Annotated in this window: 13 protein-coding genes; 8 read left to right on the forward strand and 5 right to left on the reverse strand. The window is 72.1% G+C overall.

Annotation, left to right across the window (positions count from 1 at the left end; all coding sequences use genetic code 11):
• Window positions 1-301 precede the first annotated feature (301 nt).
• Complete coding sequence (locus ABT147_RS08475; RefSeq protein WP_351403462.1) at window positions 302-1,513, reverse strand: DUF418 domain-containing protein; 1,212 nt, start codon at window positions 1,511-1,513, stop codon at window positions 302-304.
• A 165-nt stretch (window positions 1,514-1,678) separates the two neighbouring features.
• Here ABT147_RS08475 and ABT147_RS08480 point away from each other — a divergent pair, with 165 nt between their 5' ends.
• Complete coding sequence (locus ABT147_RS08480) at window positions 1,679-2,374, forward strand: response regulator (protein ID WP_351403463.1); 696 nt, start codon at window positions 1,679-1,681, stop codon at window positions 2,372-2,374.
• On the forward strand, window positions 2,371-3,483 hold the full coding sequence (locus tag ABT147_RS08485) for a sensor histidine kinase (RefSeq protein WP_351403464.1): 1,113 nt from the start codon (window positions 2,371-2,373) through the stop codon (window positions 3,481-3,483). The genes ABT147_RS08480 and ABT147_RS08485 overlap by 4 nt, the downstream gene beginning before the upstream one ends.
• Window positions 3,484-3,770: 287 nt before the next feature.
• Here ABT147_RS08485 and ABT147_RS08490 read toward each other — a convergent pair whose 3' ends face one another.
• Window positions 3,771-5,594 (reverse strand): ABC transporter ATP-binding protein, encoded by a 1,824-nt coding sequence (locus ABT147_RS08490; protein WP_502983051.1) that lies wholly within the window; start codon window positions 5,592-5,594, stop codon window positions 3,771-3,773.
• Between the two features lie 317 nt (window positions 5,595-5,911).
• Here ABT147_RS08490 and ABT147_RS08495 point away from each other — a divergent pair, with 317 nt between their 5' ends.
• Window positions 5,912-7,195: a DUF418 domain-containing protein gene (locus tag ABT147_RS08495; RefSeq protein WP_351403465.1), complete on the forward strand. Its 1,284-nt coding sequence runs from the start codon at window positions 5,912-5,914 to the stop codon at window positions 7,193-7,195.
• Window positions 7,196-7,502: 307 nt separating this feature from the next.
• Complete coding sequence (locus tag ABT147_RS08500; RefSeq protein ID WP_351403466.1) at window positions 7,503-8,177, forward strand: TetR/AcrR family transcriptional regulator; 675 nt, start codon at window positions 7,503-7,505, stop codon at window positions 8,175-8,177.
• A gap of 94 nt (window positions 8,178-8,271) precedes the next feature.
• On the opposite strand, the gene ABT147_RS08505 is transcribed toward ABT147_RS08500, so the two are convergent.
• Together ABT147_RS08505 and ABT147_RS08510 are read right to left on the reverse strand one after the other, a co-directional pair.
• A complete protein-coding gene (locus tag ABT147_RS08505) occupies window positions 8,272-9,168 on the reverse strand; it encodes an LmeA family phospholipid-binding protein (protein WP_351403467.1) in 897 nt (298 codons plus the stop codon).
• Between the two features lie 25 nt (window positions 9,169-9,193).
• Complete coding sequence (locus tag ABT147_RS08510) at window positions 9,194-9,952, reverse strand: TetR/AcrR family transcriptional regulator (RefSeq protein WP_351403468.1); 759 nt, start codon at window positions 9,950-9,952, stop codon at window positions 9,194-9,196.
• 135 nt (window positions 9,953-10,087) lie between these two features.
• On the opposite strand from ABT147_RS08510, the gene ABT147_RS08515 reads away from it, so the two are divergent.
• On the forward strand, window positions 10,088-11,725 hold the full coding sequence (locus ABT147_RS08515; protein ID WP_351403470.1) for an MFS transporter: 1,638 nt from the start codon (window positions 10,088-10,090) through the stop codon (window positions 11,723-11,725).
• 442 nt (window positions 11,726-12,167) lie between these two features.
• On the opposite strand, the gene ABT147_RS08520 is transcribed toward ABT147_RS08515, so the two are convergent.
• Window positions 12,168-12,806, reverse strand: coding sequence for a TetR/AcrR family transcriptional regulator (locus tag ABT147_RS08520; protein ID WP_351403471.1), 639 nt, complete (start codon window positions 12,804-12,806; stop codon window positions 12,168-12,170).
• 157 nt (window positions 12,807-12,963) lie between these two features.
• On the opposite strand from ABT147_RS08520, the gene ABT147_RS08525 reads away from it, so the two are divergent.
• Genes ABT147_RS08525 through mhpA form a run of 3 tightly spaced genes read left to right on the forward strand, consistent with a single transcriptional unit; the run spans window position 12,964 to window position 16,744 of the window.
• Window positions 12,964-14,091, forward strand: coding sequence for a VOC family protein (locus ABT147_RS08525; RefSeq protein ID WP_351403472.1), 1,128 nt, complete (start codon window positions 12,964-12,966; stop codon window positions 14,089-14,091).
• A gap of 37 nt (window positions 14,092-14,128) precedes the next feature.
• On the forward strand, window positions 14,129-15,079 hold the full coding sequence (locus ABT147_RS08530; RefSeq protein ID WP_351403473.1) for a fumarylacetoacetate hydrolase family protein: 951 nt from the start codon (window positions 14,129-14,131) through the stop codon (window positions 15,077-15,079).
• An 18-nt stretch (window positions 15,080-15,097) separates the two neighbouring features.
• Window positions 15,098-16,744 carry a bifunctional 3-(3-hydroxy-phenyl)propionate/3-hydroxycinnamic acid hydroxylase MhpA gene (mhpA, locus tag ABT147_RS08535; RefSeq protein WP_351403474.1) on the forward strand — a complete coding sequence of 549 codons (1,647 nt, stop codon included), beginning with the start codon at window positions 15,098-15,100 and terminating at the stop codon, window positions 16,742-16,744.
• Window position 16,745: the final 1 nt, after the last annotated feature.

The following is a 16,745-nucleotide window of genomic DNA, read 5'->3' on the forward strand; positions in this document are numbered from 1 at the left end:
CCGAGGCGGGGGCGGTCGACCATCCGCCGGGCTTCAGGAGGTCCCCCGCCGGTCGGCCGGCCGGTCCCCTCCGATCGGCGGGGGCCCGGTCTCGGTCGTACAGGCACGCCTGCGGTGGTCAAGCTGGTCGCCGCGATGCCGCGGGTCGGCAGGCTCACCACGAGCCGGCGGTTCTTCCGCTCCGCCTGAAGGCCGAGCGGCGTCACTTCGCATCGATGTTGATCACGCAGGCGGGTGGCGGGGTGACGTCCGAACTCGCGTCGGAACGGCATCCGTGGGAAGTGACCCACCCCGATGTGTCTTATCGGATGTGTCGGGCCAGTCCGGTCGCCCTGCCCATCAGCCATTCGAGCGGCCCTCGCTTTACGAAGCGGGACCAGAGGGTGGCGAGGACGGTGACGGACGCGATGAGGCCTAGCAGGACGTACAGCGGCGGGACGGCCGATGTCTCGGTGTCCAGGAGCCAGATGGCGACGATGTGGTAGACGTACGCCGTCAGTGACATCGAGCCGACCGCGATGACGGGTTTGGCCAGGCGGCGCAGCCGGGGGAAGGCGTCCATGGCGGCCAGGCACGCGGTGATCACCAGGGTCGCCACCCCCGTGGCGGCCATGATGGACAGGGTCGCCTCGCTGTGCGGGGCCGAGGCCAGCATTCCGGCGGGGGTGTCGCCGAAGATGCCGATGCTGTCAGGTGATACGGACGACGCGGACGACATGCCCGGCCCCTCTTCGGCTTTCCGGACGGCTTCGGCGGCACCGGGTACGAGACGCACCGCAAGCCAGGAGCCGCCGTAGCCAGTGACGGCGAGGGCGACGCCGGTGAGGGCCAGGCGTATCCGGACGGACGTGGCAGCCAGGTCGCAGCGGGCGAGAGCCATTCCGGCGATCACGAACGGGACCCAGGTCAGGGCCGGATAACCGCCGGTGAAGAACAGCGAGACGGGGCCGTCGGCCTGGCCGTAGGAGAGGAACACGCGGCCGCCGACCACCGGCTTCAGCGCGTACAGCAGCTGCGGACCCACCAGGGCCCATCCTGCGGCGATCAACGCCAGTGGCTTGGCGCCCAGCCGGTACAGCGGCAGCACGAGCAGGAAGAACAGTCCGTAGAAGGCGAGGATCGGCACGACCGGGGTGCCCGTCAGGGTCAGGGCGGTGCCAAGGGCCAGCAGGATCACGGCCCTGATGATCACCTTGGCGCGGGCCTGGCGGCCGGCCAGGCCCGTCTTCGGTGTGCGGCGGCCGGTGATGAGGGCGACCGCGAAGCCGGCCAGGACGGCGAACAGGGCGGAGGAGCGGCCTTGCGCCAGCTCCATCAGGAAGCCGATGACCCCGCCCTGGCTGGGGGCGGGGCCTACGTGGACCGCGTACATGCCGAAGACGGCCAGGCCGCGGGCCAGGTCCAGCCCTATCAGCCGGCCCACGCCGGGCGCACCGGTCGAGGGCTCGCTGCGCTCGCGTTCGGGGGACGGCGCGTCGGCCGTAAGCGGCGGGGAGTCCGGGTGATGGGTCATGGCCCTCAGGCTGGAGACCCGGGCCGATCATGGACTATCCGGCAGAAGGCTGCCGTGTCCCTGCCGAGTGGTGGGTGCTACCCCGCCGTGTGGCTGGAGCTGCCGCTCGCCGAGCCGTAAGAGCTCTACGTGGCTTTAGGGTCGAGGCGGCATGGGCCGGACGGCATGAACGAAGGTGAGGCGGAGCGCGTGATCCGGGTAGTGGTGGTCGACGACGAGGCACTGGTCCGCTCGGGCTTCGAACTCATTCTGGGCGCGTCCGAGGACATCGAGGTCGTCGCGACCGCGAGCGGCGGCCACGCGGTGGAGGCCGTCCGGCGGGAGCGGCCGGACGTGGTGCTGCTGGACATCCGGATGCCGGACGTCGACGGGCTCACCGTCCTGCGCGAGCTGCGCACGATGCCGGACCCCCCGGTGGTGGCGATGCTGACCACGTTCGACGCCGACGAGTACATCCTCACCGCGCTGAACTCCGGTGCGGCCGGTTTCCTGCTCAAGGACACGGAGCCGGAGCAGCTTGCCCACCTGGTGCGGACCCTGGTCGCGGGCGGCGTGGTGCTGTCGCCCAAGGCGTCGCGGACGCTGCTGCACAGTCACCCCGGCACCGAGGCGGCCGTCGACGAGGAGGCCGCGCGGGTCCGGCTGCTCACCGCGCGGGAGCGCGACGTCCTCGTCCTGGTGGCGGAGGGGCTGTCGAACGCCGACATCGGGGCGCGTATCCACCTGGGGGCGGGCACGGTGAAGGACCACGTCAGCGCGATCCTCACCAAGCTGCGGGTGACGAGCCGGGTGCAGGCCGCGCTGCTGGCGCAGCGGGCCGGGCTGCTCGACGAGCGCCCACCGTCGAAGGCCGGCCGATGAGCCGTGCACGTGCCGTGTGGCAGCGGGTTCCCGCGCCGGTCGTCGACATCGTCCTGGTGACGGTGGCGGCCGTGGACGTGCTGGTGGTGAACATGTGGGAGCACACGCGTCCCGAGGTCACGCTGGCCGCGGTCGGCTGCGCCGCGTTGGCGTTCCGGCGCAGGTTCCCGCTCGGCGTCTTCCTGCTCACCCTGCCCATCGCGCTGATGCAGGATGTCGCCGTCGCTGTGCTCGCGGCGCTGTTCACGCTGGCCGAACGCTCCCGCAACCGCCGTCTCCTCGCGGTGTGCGTCGTCCTGGCCGCCGTCGCGAGCAGTACTCCGTGGCCCCTGGCCGAGGCGGACCGGACCATGACGCTGGTCTTCTTCGTGTACGGCCTGGCAACGAGCGTCGCCCCGGTCCTCTTCGGCCAGCTTCTCCAGGCACGACGGGACCTGGCGCGGCGGCTGGTCGAGGTCGAGGAGGCCAGGGAGCACGAGCGGACCCTGCACGCCCAGGCCGTGCTCGCCCGCGAACGCGCCCAGCTGGCCCGCGAGATGCACGACGTGGTCTCCCACCAGGTCAGCCTCATCGCCGTACGGGCCGGGGCGTTGCAGGTCGCCGCGCGGGACGCGGACGCCAAGGAGGCCGCCCGCACGATCCGTTCGCTGAGCGTCACGACCCTCGACGAGCTGCGCACCATGGTCACGCTGCTGCGCGCCTCCGGCGGCAGATCCACCGAGCTGACGCCGCAGCCCACCTTGGCCGACCTGCGCAAACTGGTGGAATCCAGCGGCACTCACACGGAGCTGACGGGTGAGCTGCCGCCCACCGTGGGCACACCCGCCCAACGCGCCCTTTACCGCACGGTTCAGGAGGCGCTGACCAACGTCCGCAAGCACGCCCCCGGCGCCAACGCTCGCGTCGAGCTGTGGCAGGACGGGGACGGTATCGGAGTGACCGTCACCAACACCCCTCCCACGCGCCCCTCCCTCTCCTTGCCCGGTTCGCAGCAGGGCTTGGTCGGCCTGCGGGAACGGGCCGAGATCCTGCACGGCTCCCTGGAGGCGGGCCCTACTGCTCAGGGCGGCTACCGGGTGCGGCTGAGGGTTCCCCTGAGCGCGGACTGAGATGCTGATCTGTCGGCTCGGCTGCGGCCCGGGAGGCGAGCAGGCCCCAGCCGAGGAGCAGGACGGTGTTGATTCCGAAGGCGACGTACTCGATGCCGCCCGAGTCACCTCGCCGAACTGCGTGAGCGCGGCAACGGCCGAACTCGACACCAGGAGCCCGTACACGCCGCCGAACAGCGCAGTCGGCTGGGCCAGCCAGTCCCATAGCCCACGTCTGCAACGGATGGCGGACTCGGTGCGCATAGGCGGCCGACAGTGGACGACCGGACAACCCTGCGTGTGGTGGGTCATCGCGCGGGGGCCAGGAGCTGGGTGGCTGCCAGCCGCGCGTACAGCCGGTCCTGGTCCACCAGTTCCTCATGGGTGCCCACGGCCCGGACCCGGCCGGCGTCCATGACGACGATCCGGTCGGCGCCTGTCACCGTCGACAGGCGGTGGGCCACCACCAGCACGGTGGTCTCCCGGGCCACGTCCGTGATGACGTCCCGCAGCGCGAGCTCGTTGACGGCGTCGAGTTGCGAGGTCGCCTCGTCCAGGAGCAACAACCGGGGCTTGCGGAGCAGGGCGCGGGCGATGGCGATGCGCTGCCGCTCGCCGCCCGACAGCTTCGAGCCGCGGTGGCCGACCGGGGTGTCCAGGCCGTGGGGCAGACGCTCGACAAGGGTGTCGAGCTTCGTGCGGGCCAGGACGTCGCGGAGGGCGTCGTCCGTCGCGCCGGGCTCCGCGAAGACCAGGTTCTCCCGTAGCGTGCCGGCCAGCACCGGGGCGTCCTGCTCGACGTATCCGATGGCGGACCGCAGGTGAGGCAGCGACCAGTGCCGTACGTCCTTGCCGTCGACCAGGACCCGGCCACCGGTGGCCTCGTGGAACCGCTCGATGAGCGCGAAGATCGTCGACTTGCCCGCACCCGAGGGGCCCACGAAGGCCGTCATCCCGGCACCCGGTACCTCGAAACGCACCCGCTGATGGACGTACGGCTGGCCCGGGCGGTAGCGGAAGGACACGTCCTCGAAGCGGACCGACGCCGGACCCGGCGCGGCTGTCCCCTGCCGGGGCAGGGCGTCCGCCTGCCGAGCGGGCGATTCCGTCGAGAGGCGTTCCACGGCCGCGATGCGGGAGACCGCGGCCGCCCCCTCCTGATAGGAGGTCACGGCGTCGACCAGCCTGGACACCGGCTCGATCAGATAGAAGAGGTACAGCAGGAAGGCGATGAGGGTGGACACGGGGATCTCCCCGGACGCCACCCGCGCCCCGCCGACCGCGAGCACCGCGAGAAAGGCCAGCTGTACGGCGAGTTCGTCGGCCGAGCCCGCCACGGCCTCCCACTTCGCGCTCTTCACACCGTGCCGCCAGGCCCGCCGTGCCGCCGCCTCCACCCGGGCGGTCTCCCGCTCCTCGGCACCGGACGCCTTCACCGTGCGAAACGCCCCGAGAGACCGCTCCAATCCGACGGAGATCTCCCCGACCGCCTCCTGCGACCGCTCGGTGGCCCGCGCGATCTGTGGCATCACCAGCGCGGCGGCCCCACCGACCAACACGATGACACCGAGCGTCACACCCAGCAGCACGACGTCCAGGAACGCCATCACCACGACCGCCGCGACGAAGGCCACCGCGCCGGTGGCCGCGGAGACGACCGCCTGGGTGCTGACCGCCCGCAGCAGCGTGGTGTCCGAAGTGACCCGGGACATCAGATCACCCGGCGGGATCCGCTCCCACTCCGAGACCCGCAACCGCAACAGCCGCCCCACCAGGGTGCGCCGCGCGGCCAGGACCACCGACTCCGCCGTCCGCTCCAGCACATACGCGCCGAACGCCTCGACCGCCGTGCCCAGCACCACCAGAACGGTGAGCGCGATCAGGATCCCGGCGATGGTCTCACCCGAGGCCAGCCGGTCCACCAGCGCCTTCGTGGCCAGCGGCTGCAGCAGCCCCCCGGCGGCCCCGACCAGGGCGCACAACAGACCGAGGGCGACCGCCCACCGGTGCGGCCGCACATACGCGCCCAGTGCCTTGATCGTCTCCCGGGCGGACAGGGACGGCTCATCTGTCTGGGACGGCTCATCTGTCGGGGACGGCTCATCCGTCGTCGGAGCGGATGCGGTGTTCACGAAGTTCCCTTCTTCTGCGGTGTCGCGGCGTCACAACCCGGTACGCGGGCCGAAGTGCCGGGGCATTCCTCGCGCTCCTTGTGCCGGCGCGGTCTGCCTTGCCTCCAGCCTTCAAGCCCGGCCGCCACGCGCCCATCCGGCAACCGTCGGGTCCACCCCCGCCGAGTGGCCGAACAACACCGCCCGTCCGGTCGCGCCGGACCGACCGGTCAGGACGAGACTCCGCCTGTCGGCAGGGCGGTACCCGCCGATCGGCGGGGGAGAGCCCGAAGACTGCCGGATGGTCCGCCCTTGGACTTCCACGCGAGGTTCTCCGTATGACACAGACACAGCCGCCGCAGGAGACATCAGCTCCGCAGGAGAACTCGCCTCCGCCGCCCCAGACCTCCCCCGAGTCCCCGGCCTCGCCCGGTCCCTCGATGGGACGCCTCGTCGGGGTGGACCTGGCCCGCGCGCTGGCGGTGTTCGGCATGTACGTCGTGCACATCGGCCCCCCGCTGTCCGCCACGACCGGCGTCGCCAGCTGGATCCGCTACATATCGGACGGCCACTCGTCGGTCCTGTTCGCCACCCTCGCCGGGTTCTCCCTGATGCTGCTCGCCGGCCGCCGCGAGCCCAAGACCGGCCTGGCGGGCCGGCAGGCGAGGGCCCGCATCGCGATCCGCGCCGTGATCCTGCTGGCGCTGGGCACCGTGATGGCGATGGAGTACGGGGGCGTGATCATCCTCGGCTTCTACGGCGTCTACTTCCTCCTCGCCCTGCCCCTGGTGCGACTGAGCGCCAGGACCCTCGCGATCATCGCGGCCGCGTTCGCCCTCGTCACACCGCAGCTGGCGTTCGCCCTCACCTCGCTGCTGACCCCGTCGGTCCAGCAGAGCATCAACACCTACGACCCGCTCCGCCACCTCGGCGAGGTCGGCGTCCTCGATCTGCTGCTCACCGGCTTCTACCCGGCGCTCACCTGGATGTCGTTCGTCATCGCGGGCATGGCGCTGGGCCGCCTCGACCTCTCCTGCGGCACCATCCAGAAGCGCCTGGCCGCGCTCGGCGCCACCCTCACCGCTGCCGCCTACGGCATGTCCCTGCTGCTCGCCGGCAAGGGCGCGTTGCGGAGCCTCGCGGAAGACGGGCCGTCGTCCGGCGGCTCCGGTTCGATGCCCAGCGGCAGCGGTTCGATGCCCAGCGGCAGCGGTTCGATGCCCACTGATGCGGGGTCGTTCCCCGACATGCCCGCGTCGTTTCTTCTGAAGGCCGGGCCGCACAGTGGCACCACGTTCGACATCATCGGCAGCGTCGGAATCGCGATCCTCGTGATCGTGGGCGCGACGGTGGCGATGGACCGCCTGCCGCGACTGCGCCGCCTGGCCAAGCCGGTCATCGCCGTGGGCACCATGTCCCTGACCGCCTACGTCGGCCACTTCCTCGCACAGACCGCATTTGCCACGCCCGCCGGAACCGGCACCCAGCAGTCCTGGCTGCCCCTGATCATGTACGTCCTCGGAGCCATCCTGTTCGCCGCGATCTGGTCCCGCTTCTTCCGCCGCGGCCCCCTGGAGTACCTGCTCAACGCCGCCACCAAGCCTGCGAAGCGCATCCGATGAGACTCGGGGCCGGGGTGGACTGAGGCGCCAAACGTCTTCTGAGCTGGGAAACAGCCAGGATGGGCACTGATCGACAAGGGCACCTTCTGACCGGCGGCTTCGCCGGGCTGGGCAGCAGTCCGGACGGTCCGGGGCGCTTCGGCAGCCGAGGCGCTCCCGGGCCGTTTCCGTGTTCCTCCGGCGATGCTGCCGCCGCATTCCGGTCGTCCTCTCGGCGCTCGGGCCGGCGTGACAAAATGGGGTCACTGTTCGTTCGCCGCCCCTGGCCCTGTCTCTGTTCCCGCACTGATCCTCCGAGGTTGAAGCCGTGACCAAGTCCGTGGCCCGCGAGCCGATGCGCCGTAATTCGCGGTCCAACCGGGCGCGCATCCTGGCCACGGCCCGTGAGGAGTTGGGACGCAACCCCGACATCACGCTGGAGGAGCTGGCGCGGGCCGCCGGGGTCGTCCGGCGGACTCTCTTCGGTCACTTCCCGGGGCGGGCCGCGCTGTTGGAGGCCCTCGCCGAGGAGGCCGCCGACACGCTGCGGAGCGCGGTGGAGGCCGGGCCCGCGCCGACGGAGCCGGCCGAGCGGGCGCTGGCGCAATTCGTCTTCACCATCTGGCCCGTGGGGGACCGTTACCGCATGCTCCTGGCGCTGGCCCGGCGGGACCTCGGCTCCGAGCGCGTCGCCGAGGTGCTGGCGCCGGCCCGTGAGGCGGTCGCGGCCATCCTGTCGCGGGGGCAGCGGGACGGTGTCTTCCACTCCCATCTGCCGCCCGCCGTGCAGAGCGCCGGCCTGGAGGCGATGCATGTCGCCCTCCTGGAGGCCGTCAACACCGGCGCGTTGGAGGACCACGGGCACCGGATCGCCATCGCCACCCTCATCGCCGCCGGCGTGCCCGAGAAGCGGGCGGGCGAGGTGGTCGAGGAGGTCGCCATGGCCATGGGAACGTCCCCTCAGGCCGCCGACGCCGACGCCCAGGCCGACGACCTGTCGTAGCGCCGGTGCCAGTGCCGGCGCCCGACAGTCAGGAGCCCTCGGCCGTTCGTGGACGGTCGAGGGCTCTTCGGTGTGCGGGGCCGCTCAGGTCGATTCAGGTCGATCCGTTCGGCGCGGTGTCGCGGGGCTTGCTGGTGTCGCGGGTGTCGTCGGGATGGAAGGTGACCGACTTGCCGGAGAAGTGGGCGGTGAGGCCCTTCGGGGTGGGGGTGACCGAGCGGAGGTGGAGGCCCTCGGGGATGTCGCGGAGGGCGATCGGCTCGGCGAAGACCTTGTCGAGCAGCTTCGCGCCGCTCTCCGGCAGGGCGACGCGGCCCGCGATCTCGAAGTTCTTGAAGGCGATGCGGTTGCCGGAGGCCACCGAGACGGTCGTCGTCGCGGTGACCTCGAAGCCGAGGGACGTCAGGACGCGGGCGCGGATCCGGTTCGTGCCGTAGCCCTGGGAGACCTCCAGGCCGAGGGTGTCCGACAGGTCGGCGTACGACAGGAAGGCGGTCGCCTCCGCGGACCGCGCACGGGCCTCGCTGTCGTCGTCGGACTTCGTCAGTCCGTCCAGTTCCAGGGCGAGTTCGGCCACCGGCAGCGGGCGGTCGGAGCCCTCGGCGGGGATGTCGTGCGCCGTGATGTCCACCTGGTCCAGGGTGCCGGAGGCCGCCTGCGCCAGTACGGGGAAGCCGTGGACCTCGACATCGGGCCGGGCGGGTGTGTCCATGCCCTCCTGGAACGCCTGGGCCGTACGGGATTCGATGCGCGCGGCCACGGCCCGGTCGACCGCGACGGGGACGAGAGCCAGGGCGGCCAGCGAGGCGGCGGCGACGGCGAGGGGGCGTCGGCGCCAACGGCGGGTGCGGGGTGCGGAGTCGGCGCCCCAGGCCGTCCGGCGGATGTGGGGAGGCGGCGGGCCCTGCGGCTCGTATGCCGAGCCGTCGCCGGGCTCGTACGAGTAGTCGTAGCCGGGGTTGTAGTCGTACTCCGGCCGGGATCTGCTCATGAGTCCTCCTGTAGAGGGGGCGGAGTCAGGGGAGTTGGAGGGAGTCAGGGGTTTCGGAGGGGCCGTGGGTGGCGACCCGGGTTCGTAGGCCGTCGACCGTCGTGGCGGCGGTGTCGGGGGCGACTCCGGCGGCGATCAGGGCGGCGGTGGCGGCGCTGGTGCCGTCGTCGGACCAGATGCCGCGGTTGACGCAGTCGAGCAGGGTCAGCAGATGGGCCTCGATGGCCCGGCTGAGCGGGTCGGGCGGGACCGTTGTCTGGAAGGTGCCCTGTCGCTGGCCGTGGGCGAGGACCGCGGTGACCAGGTCGCGGGCCGGGGCCAGCAGTTGGTTGACGCGGTCGGGGCCGAGGTCCTGGCGGGCCAGCCGGATGAGGGTGCGGAAGCGGTCGCCGACCGGCCACAGGGTGAGGACGAGCCGCGCCAGGTCGGTCGCGGCGTCGGAGGTCGCGGGGTGGCAGGTCGCGGCGGGGGCGGCCGTGACCGCGAGCCGGATCGCCTCGGCGGCCTCCGCCGCCAGGCCCTCCACGAGCGCGGCCCGGCCGGCGAAGTGGACGTAGACCGTGCGCCGGGCCACACCCGCGGCTCCGGCTATGTCCTCAAGACGGCTGTCGGGGTCGCGGGTCAGCTCCCGCCGGGCCGCCTCCAGGATCCGGGCGCGGGTGGCGCGCGAGTCCCGGCGCAGCGGTGGATGCGGCGGGGGATACGGGGTCGGGGGCGGCGGCGTGGCGTACGGCGTCGAGGCGTGCGGCAGCGGGGGCGGTGTTCGTGCTGGTCGGCGGGTCACATCGGCACCTCGGGGATCGGGCGAGGGGAGGGGATAGCGCGATAGTTGCACACCAGTGGGCAATAAACTAGTCTGCACATCGATGGGCAATTAAGTGTTGCCGCTCGTCCTCCCCGTCCCCTTTAGGAGCTTTCGATGCCCTTCCTCGCGACCACCCCCGTGGAGAAGATGACCGGGCCGTACGCACGGCGCTGGTGGGCGCTGCTCGTGCTGTGCCTGAGCCTGCTGATCGTGGTGATGGCGAACACCTCGCTGATCGTGGCCGCCCCCGACATGACCACCGACCTGGGCCTGAGCAGCAGCGATCTGCAGTGGGTCGTCGACGGCTACACCGTCCCGTACGCGGCGCTGATGCTGGTGCTGGGCTCGATAGGCGACAAGTACAGCCGGCGCGGCGCGCTGATCACCGGCCTGGTGATCTTCGCGGGCGGTTCGGTGATGGGCAGCCTGGTCGACGAGACCTCGCTGGTCATCGCGGCCCGCGCGATCATGGGTGTCGGCGCCGCGGTCGTGATGCCGGCCACGCTGTCGCTGCTGGTCGCGACCTTCCCGCGCGGTGAGCGGGTCAAGGCGATCACCGCCTGGACCGCGACCTCGGGGCTGGCCATCGCCGTCGGCCCGCTGGTGGCCGGCTGGCTCCTTGAGGACCACGCCTGGGGCTCGACCTTCCTGATCAACGTGCCGATCGCCCTCGTCGCCGTCGTCGGCGCGCTCGCCCTGGTGCCGCCGTCGAAGGCGGAGGGCATGGGCCGGATCGACTACGTCGGTGGTCTGCTGTCGATGGTCTCCGTCGGCTCCCTGGTGTACGCGGCCATCGAGGGCCCGCACTTCGGCTGGGGCGCCGGCCCCGTCACCGCGGCCGTGGTCGCCGGGGTGGGCTTGCTGGCCTTCGTCGTCTGGGAGTTGCGGCACCCGCACCCGATGCTGGACGTCCGCAAGTTCGCGCTGCGGCCCTTCAGCGGCTCGATGCTCGCGGTGCTGTTCTTCTTCTTCGGCACGTTCGGCGCGATCTACTACTCCACCCAGTTCCTGCAGTTCGTCCTCGGTTACGACGCCCTGGACACGGGTGTACGGCTGCTGCCGCTGGCCGGTGCGGTGTTCCTCGGGGCCGTGGTGACCGGGAAGCTGACCCCGAAGCTGGGCGTGAAGGCGATGGTCGTGACCGGCATGGCCATCGGCACGGCGGGCGTGTTCCTGCTCACCCAGGTCGACAAGGGCTCGACGTACGCCGACTTCCTGGCGCCGATGATGATGCTGGGCTTCGCGATCGGGCTGAGCGTCTCCCCGGCCACCGACACGATCATGGACTCCTTCCCCGAGTCCGAGCTGGGCGTCGGCGGCGGTGCCAATGACACCGCGCTGGAGCTGGGCGGTGCGCTGGGTATCGCGGTGCTGGGCTCGCTGCTGGGCACCGCCTACCGCGACGAGCTGACCGACCTGGTCGGCGACCGGCTCCCGGCCGCCGCGATGGAGGCGGCCCAGGACTCGGTCGGAGGTGGCCTGGCCGTCGCCGAGCGCGTCGCCCAGGACCCGTCCGCCGGGCCCCAGCAGGCCCAGGTGGTCGTGGACGCCGTCCACCAGGCCTTCGCCCACGGTGTCGCCCAGACCAGCCTCATCGGCGGGATCATCATGGCCGCCGGGACGATGATCGTCCTCGCGGTCCTGCCGGGGCGGTGGGGGTTCGGGAAGAAGGGGGCCACGCAGGCGGGCGAGGCGACGAGTGAGGCGGCGGGCGAGGAGCGGGTGGAGGCCCACGCGGACGCGGCGCGCTAGGCCGCCCCACCTGGCGGACTCCGTGCGCCAGGCCGCCCACCGCGAGGCCTCGGCGAAGGGGGCCCGGGATCGCCCCGCGAGGGGTGCCCGGGCCCCCTTCGCGGGGCATCGGAGGAGGGGCCGGGAAGCCCGTCGCGGAGCGATGGGGCGGACGGCGGGCGACGACCGGCCGCGATGACCGGCGGACGACGACCGGCCGACGATGACCGGCCGACGATGACCGGCGGACGACGACCGGCCGACGATGACCGGCCGCGATGACCGGCGGACGACGACCGGCCGACGACGAACGCGGACGACGAACGTCGGACGACGAACGGTCGACGGCGGATGTCGGACGGCCGCCTGCGGGTGGCGGGTGGCGGGTGGCGGATGGCGGGCGGTAGGCGACGGAAGGTCGACGGCGGACGGCCGCTGACCCCGCGTCGACGCCGGTCTCGCGCTAGTCGTCGAGGCCGGGCAGGGGCAGTCGGGAGATGTCGTGGGCCTCGTCCGGGGGGACGCCCAGCATGCGGAGGATCAGCTCGGCCAGGTTGGTGGCGGCCTCGTCGCCGTCGAGGTCGGGGCGGGTGACGCGCAGCTCGACGAGCGAGATCAGGGAGCCGCCCATCGCGGCGAGGGTGACGACCGGGTCGGCGGGCAGGAAGCGGCCCGAGGCGATGCCGACCTGGAGGTCGCGCAGGGCGCGGGGCGCCAGGCCCTGGTCGGAGTGCATGTGCTGGAGCCCCCGGTGGCGCAGGACCTGCATCAGCTCCGGGTGCGAGTCGACCATCCGGACGCTGAACCGGAAGCCGGCCGCGACGAGCTCCGCCGGATCGTCGATCCCGGTCAGCCGCTCGTCGAAGGTCCGGCCGAACTCCTCCAGCGCGTCCACCACCGCCGCGTCGAACAGCTCCGTCTTCGACGAGAAGTGGTTGTAGAAGGAGCCGAAGCCGACGTCGGCGCGCTCGGCGATCGTCTGGATGCTGGCGCCCGTGTCACCGGTCTCGGCGAGGATCCGCCGGGCCGCGCGCACGAGCGCCTGACGGGTCTCGGCACGCCGTCGTTCGAAGCGGTTGCCGGGCGGGGCTGACGTCGACATGCCGAGAGTCTAACGGTGGCGACGAGGGCGATCCCAGTTCTGATGAATCCATCACTTTGCCCGGCTCGGCTCTTGACGATGGATGAATCAGACTTGATGCTTTCATCATTCATCATGCGTCACCATCATTCAGCGATGCCGCTTGGAGGACGAAGTCATGTCCCGGACAGCCCATCAGGACCTCCACAGTGAGCGGGGCGCCCTGCGTGGTGAGCACCCCGGCCGGTCGAGGAACCCCGTGATCAAGGTGGCGGACCTGGCCTGGCTGGAGTTCGAGAAGCCCGACCTGGACCGCGCGGAGGTCTTCGCCCGTGACTTCGGATTCCAGATCGCCGCCCGGAGCGAGCACGAGCTGTGGCTGCGCGGCACCTTCGCGGGCCCGCCCTGCATGGTCATCCGGCGCGGCCGTACGTCCCGTTTCATCGGCCCGGCGTTCCGGGCGGCCGAGCGGGCCGACCTGGACCGGCTGGCCCGCGCGACCGGCACCGACGTACGGGACGTGGCGGGCGCGGCCGTACCCGCAGGCGGCGAGGTGGTCGACCTGCTCGACCCGTCGGGGCTGCCGGTGAGGGTCGTGCACTGCGCCGAGAGCCTCCCCGGGCTGCCAGGCCAGCGACCGCTGACACTGAACTTCGGTACGGACCACGGTCGCGTCAACGCCACCCAGCGGCCGCCGCGCGAGCCCTCCCGGATCCAGCGGCTGGGCCATGTGGTCCTGGGGACACGGGTGTTCGCCCGTGCCCTCGACTGGTACCTGGACACCCTCGGGATGATCGTGTCCGACTTCCTGTTCCTGGACGGCCAGCGGGAGCGCGGTCCGACGATGGCGTTCCTCCGGTGCGACCAGGGCTCGCTGGCCGTCGACCACCACACCCTGGCGATGCATCTGGGCCCGGGCAACGGCTATGTCCACTCCGCCTACCAGGTCACCGACCTGGACTCGATCGCCGCCGGCGGGGAGTACCTGGCCGAGCGCGGCTACCGGCGCAGCTGGGGCATCGGCCGGCACATCCAGGGCAGCCAGCTCTTCGACTACTGGCGCGACCCCGACCGCTTCATGCTGGAGCACTTCGCCGACGGCGACCTCTTCTCCCGCGACCTCGAACCCGGCTGGGCGCCCATGTCGACCACCGGCCTCGCGCAGTGGGGCCCGCCCGCCACCCGCGACTTCCTCGGCGCGAGCCCCTCCCCGCAGCGCGTCCGCGATGTCATCCACGCCCTGCGCGGCGACAACGAGATGGACCCGGCCCGTCTGCTGGGCCTCCTCAAGGCCGCCGCCTCCTGAACCCCGGCCCCCTCAAGAAGGTCAAGAAGGTTTCGACATGAGCACCAACGTTCTGCGCACCGCCGACGGCTGGTGGGCCGTCCTGGGCGACCGGGCCGTCCCCGTCGCCACCGAGGCCGTCACCACCGCCGAACTGATCGCCGACCGCGACGCCGTACGGAACGCCGTACGGGAGGCCGTCGCCGGCGGGGAGCCGGGCACGCCCGTCGCCGACCTGGCGGTCCTCTCCCCGGTCACCACGCCCTGCCGGGTGGTGGCCCAGATGGTCAACTACCGCAGCCACGCCCGCGAATCGGGGTTCACCGGCGACATCCCGCCCGCCTTCTTCCGCAAGGCGTCCGGCTCGGTGAGCGGCCCCGGCGAGGCGGTCGTCCGCCCGGCGCACATCGAGTTCCTCGACTACGAGATCGAACTCGGCCTGGTCCTGGGCGCGCCACTGCCCGTCGGCACGGTCGTCGAGGAGCGGGACCTGCCCTTGTACGTCGCCGGGCTCGTGATCACGAACGACATCAGCGGACGGGACGTCCAGCTGACGAAGACACAGTTCTACGAGAGCAAGTCGTACCCCACCTTCACGCCGACCGGGCCCTACCTGGCACTGCTGGAGCCGGAGGACTTCGCCCGTCTTCTCGATCTGCGGCTGCGGTTGACGGTCAACGGCGATCTGCGGCAGGACCGCACCCTCGCCGACATGATCGTCCGCCCGGCGCGGGCACTGACCCTGCTGGCCCGCTTCCAGACCCTCGACCCCGGTGACCTGCTGCTCACCGGCACCCCCGGCGGTACGGCCCTGCAGGCGCCGCCCAAGGTGGTCGAGAAGATCGGCGCGCTGCTGCCGCCCGCGATGAAGTGGAAGGCGTTCTTCAAGAGCCAGGCCCGCAATCAGCGCTATCTGCGCGAGGGCGACGTGATCACGGCGACCATCGCCACGGCGGACGGCCGGATCGACCTCGGGGTGCAGCACACACCCGTCACCGACGCGCACTAGGACCCGGGTGAGCCGCACATGACTCTCGACCAGACCGGATCCACCGTGGTCCCCATAGTCCCCGTCGTCATCGTCGGAGCCGGGCCCGTGGGGGTGACCGCCGCCCTGCTGCTCGCCCGGAGGGGTGTCCGTACCGTCGTCCTCGAACGCCACCATGACGTCTACCCCCTTCCGCGCGCCGTCGCCACGGACGACGAGGTGCGCCGCATCCTCCAGTCCGCCGGTGTCGCCGACGCCTTCGCCGCGATCGCCCGTCCCGCGCGCGGGCTGCGGCTGCTCGACGGACGCCACCGCCTGATGGGCGAGTTCCGGCGTTCCCCGCACGGCCACCACGGCTTCCCCGAGACCAGCATGTTCGACCAGCCCGACCTGGAGCGGTTGCTGCGCGCCGAACTGGCCCAACGTCCGGAGTGTGAACTGCGGGGCGGGGCGGAGGTCGAGGGCGTGGAGCAACTCGATGACGGGCGCGTACGGGTGACGTTCCGTCAGGATAATGTCGTACGACACCTGTTGGCGGAGTACGTCCTCGGCTGCGACGGCGCGGGTGGCCTCGTACGGCAGGCTGTCGGCTCTGTCTGGGAGGACCTGCGGTTCGAGGAGCGCTGGACCGTCATCGACGTCCGCACCGAACTGCCGGTCCGCTGCTGGGAGGGCGTCGACCAGGTCTGCGACCCGGACCGGCCGGCCACCTTCATGCGGATCGGCGAGGACCGCTACCGGTGGGAGTTCCGGCTGAGGGAGGGGGAGGAACTCACCCCCGAGAAGCTGCGGGAACTGGTCGCGCCCTGGGTGGACATCCCCCACGGCTTTCCCCATGGCTCCCCCCACGGTTCCCCCGACGGCTTCCGGGTCGTACGGCAGTCCGCGTACACCTTCCGGGCCCGCATCGCCGACCGGTGGCGCCGGGGCCGCGTCTTCCTGCTGGGCGATGCCGCGCACCTCACACCGCCCTTCGTGGGGCAGGGGCTGTGCGCGGGGATGCGGGACGCCCACAACCTCAGCTGGAAGCTCGCGATGGTCCTCCAACAGGGCGCGGACGAACGGCTGTTGGACACCTACGAGCGGGAACGCAAGCCGCACGCACGCCATGTGATCCGGCTCGCGGTCATGACGGGCTGGGCCATGACCGGAGGCCAGGATCGGGCCGCCGCGCTGCGCCGGACCGTGGTGGGCGCGGCCTGCCGGGTGCCGGGGGTGACGACCGTGCTCGGCCGTGGCCTCGGCCGCCCCCTGGACAAGGGGCCGTTGACGCGCCGCCACCGGCTCCGCCCCGGCCTCGGCGGTACGTACTGCCCACAGCCCTGGGTCGCCGTCGAGGGCCGCCGGGTCCGCCTGGACGACGTGCTCGGCGACGCCTTCGGCGTACTGACCGCCACCGAGCCCACCCCCTCGCTGCGCGCCACCGCCGAGGGCCTCGGCGCCCGCCTCGTCGACGTACGGGAACTCGGCGACGACGGCACCCTCGCCGCCTGGCTGCGCGCCGGCCGGGCGGACGCGGTGCTGCTGCGGCCCGACCGGGTCGTCCTGGACGTCCTCCCGGCGGGCGGCGGCCACTTCACGGACCCCGCCGCCTGGGCCCCGCTGCTCTGTACCACCCGCCGCCCCGCCGTCCCCCACGGCACACAGCCCGTACCCGCCTCGACGCCGAGGAGCACCACGTCATGAC

It is taken from the genome of Streptomyces sp. NPDC001868 (assembly GCF_040297125.1).
In the GTDB taxonomy this organism is placed as follows: Bacteria; Actinomycetota; Actinomycetes; order Streptomycetales; family Streptomycetaceae; genus Streptomyces.

What these genes read in the sequence shown, in the direction of transcription:
- ABT147_RS08475 (WP_351403462.1), bottom strand. Translation starts at nt 1,513, where the DNA reads ATGACCCATCACCCGGACTCCCCGCCGCTTACGGCCGACGCGCCGTCC.
- ABT147_RS08480 (WP_351403463.1), top strand. Translation starts at nt 1,679, where the DNA reads ATGAACGAAGGTGAGGCGGAGCGCGTGATCCGGGTAGTGGTGGTCGAC.
- ABT147_RS08485 (WP_351403464.1), top strand. Translation starts at nt 2,371, where the DNA reads ATGAGCCGTGCACGTGCCGTGTGGCAGCGGGTTCCCGCGCCGGTCGTC.
- ABT147_RS08495 (WP_351403465.1), top strand. Translation starts at nt 5,912, where the DNA reads ATGACACAGACACAGCCGCCGCAGGAGACATCAGCTCCGCAGGAGAAC.
- ABT147_RS08505 (WP_351403467.1), bottom strand. Translation starts at nt 9,168, where the DNA reads ATGAGCAGATCCCGGCCGGAGTACGACTACAACCCCGGCTACGACTAC.
- ABT147_RS08515 (WP_351403470.1), top strand. Translation starts at nt 10,088, where the DNA reads ATGCCCTTCCTCGCGACCACCCCCGTGGAGAAGATGACCGGGCCGTAC.
- ABT147_RS08520 (WP_351403471.1), bottom strand. Translation starts at nt 12,806, where the DNA reads ATGTCGACGTCAGCCCCGCCCGGCAACCGCTTCGAACGACGGCGTGCC.
- ABT147_RS08525 (WP_351403472.1), top strand. Translation starts at nt 12,964, where the DNA reads ATGTCCCGGACAGCCCATCAGGACCTCCACAGTGAGCGGGGCGCCCTG.
- ABT147_RS08530 (WP_351403473.1), top strand. Translation starts at nt 14,129, where the DNA reads ATGAGCACCAACGTTCTGCGCACCGCCGACGGCTGGTGGGCCGTCCTG.
- mhpA (WP_351403474.1), top strand. Translation starts at nt 15,098, where the DNA reads ATGACTCTCGACCAGACCGGATCCACCGTGGTCCCCATAGTCCCCGTC.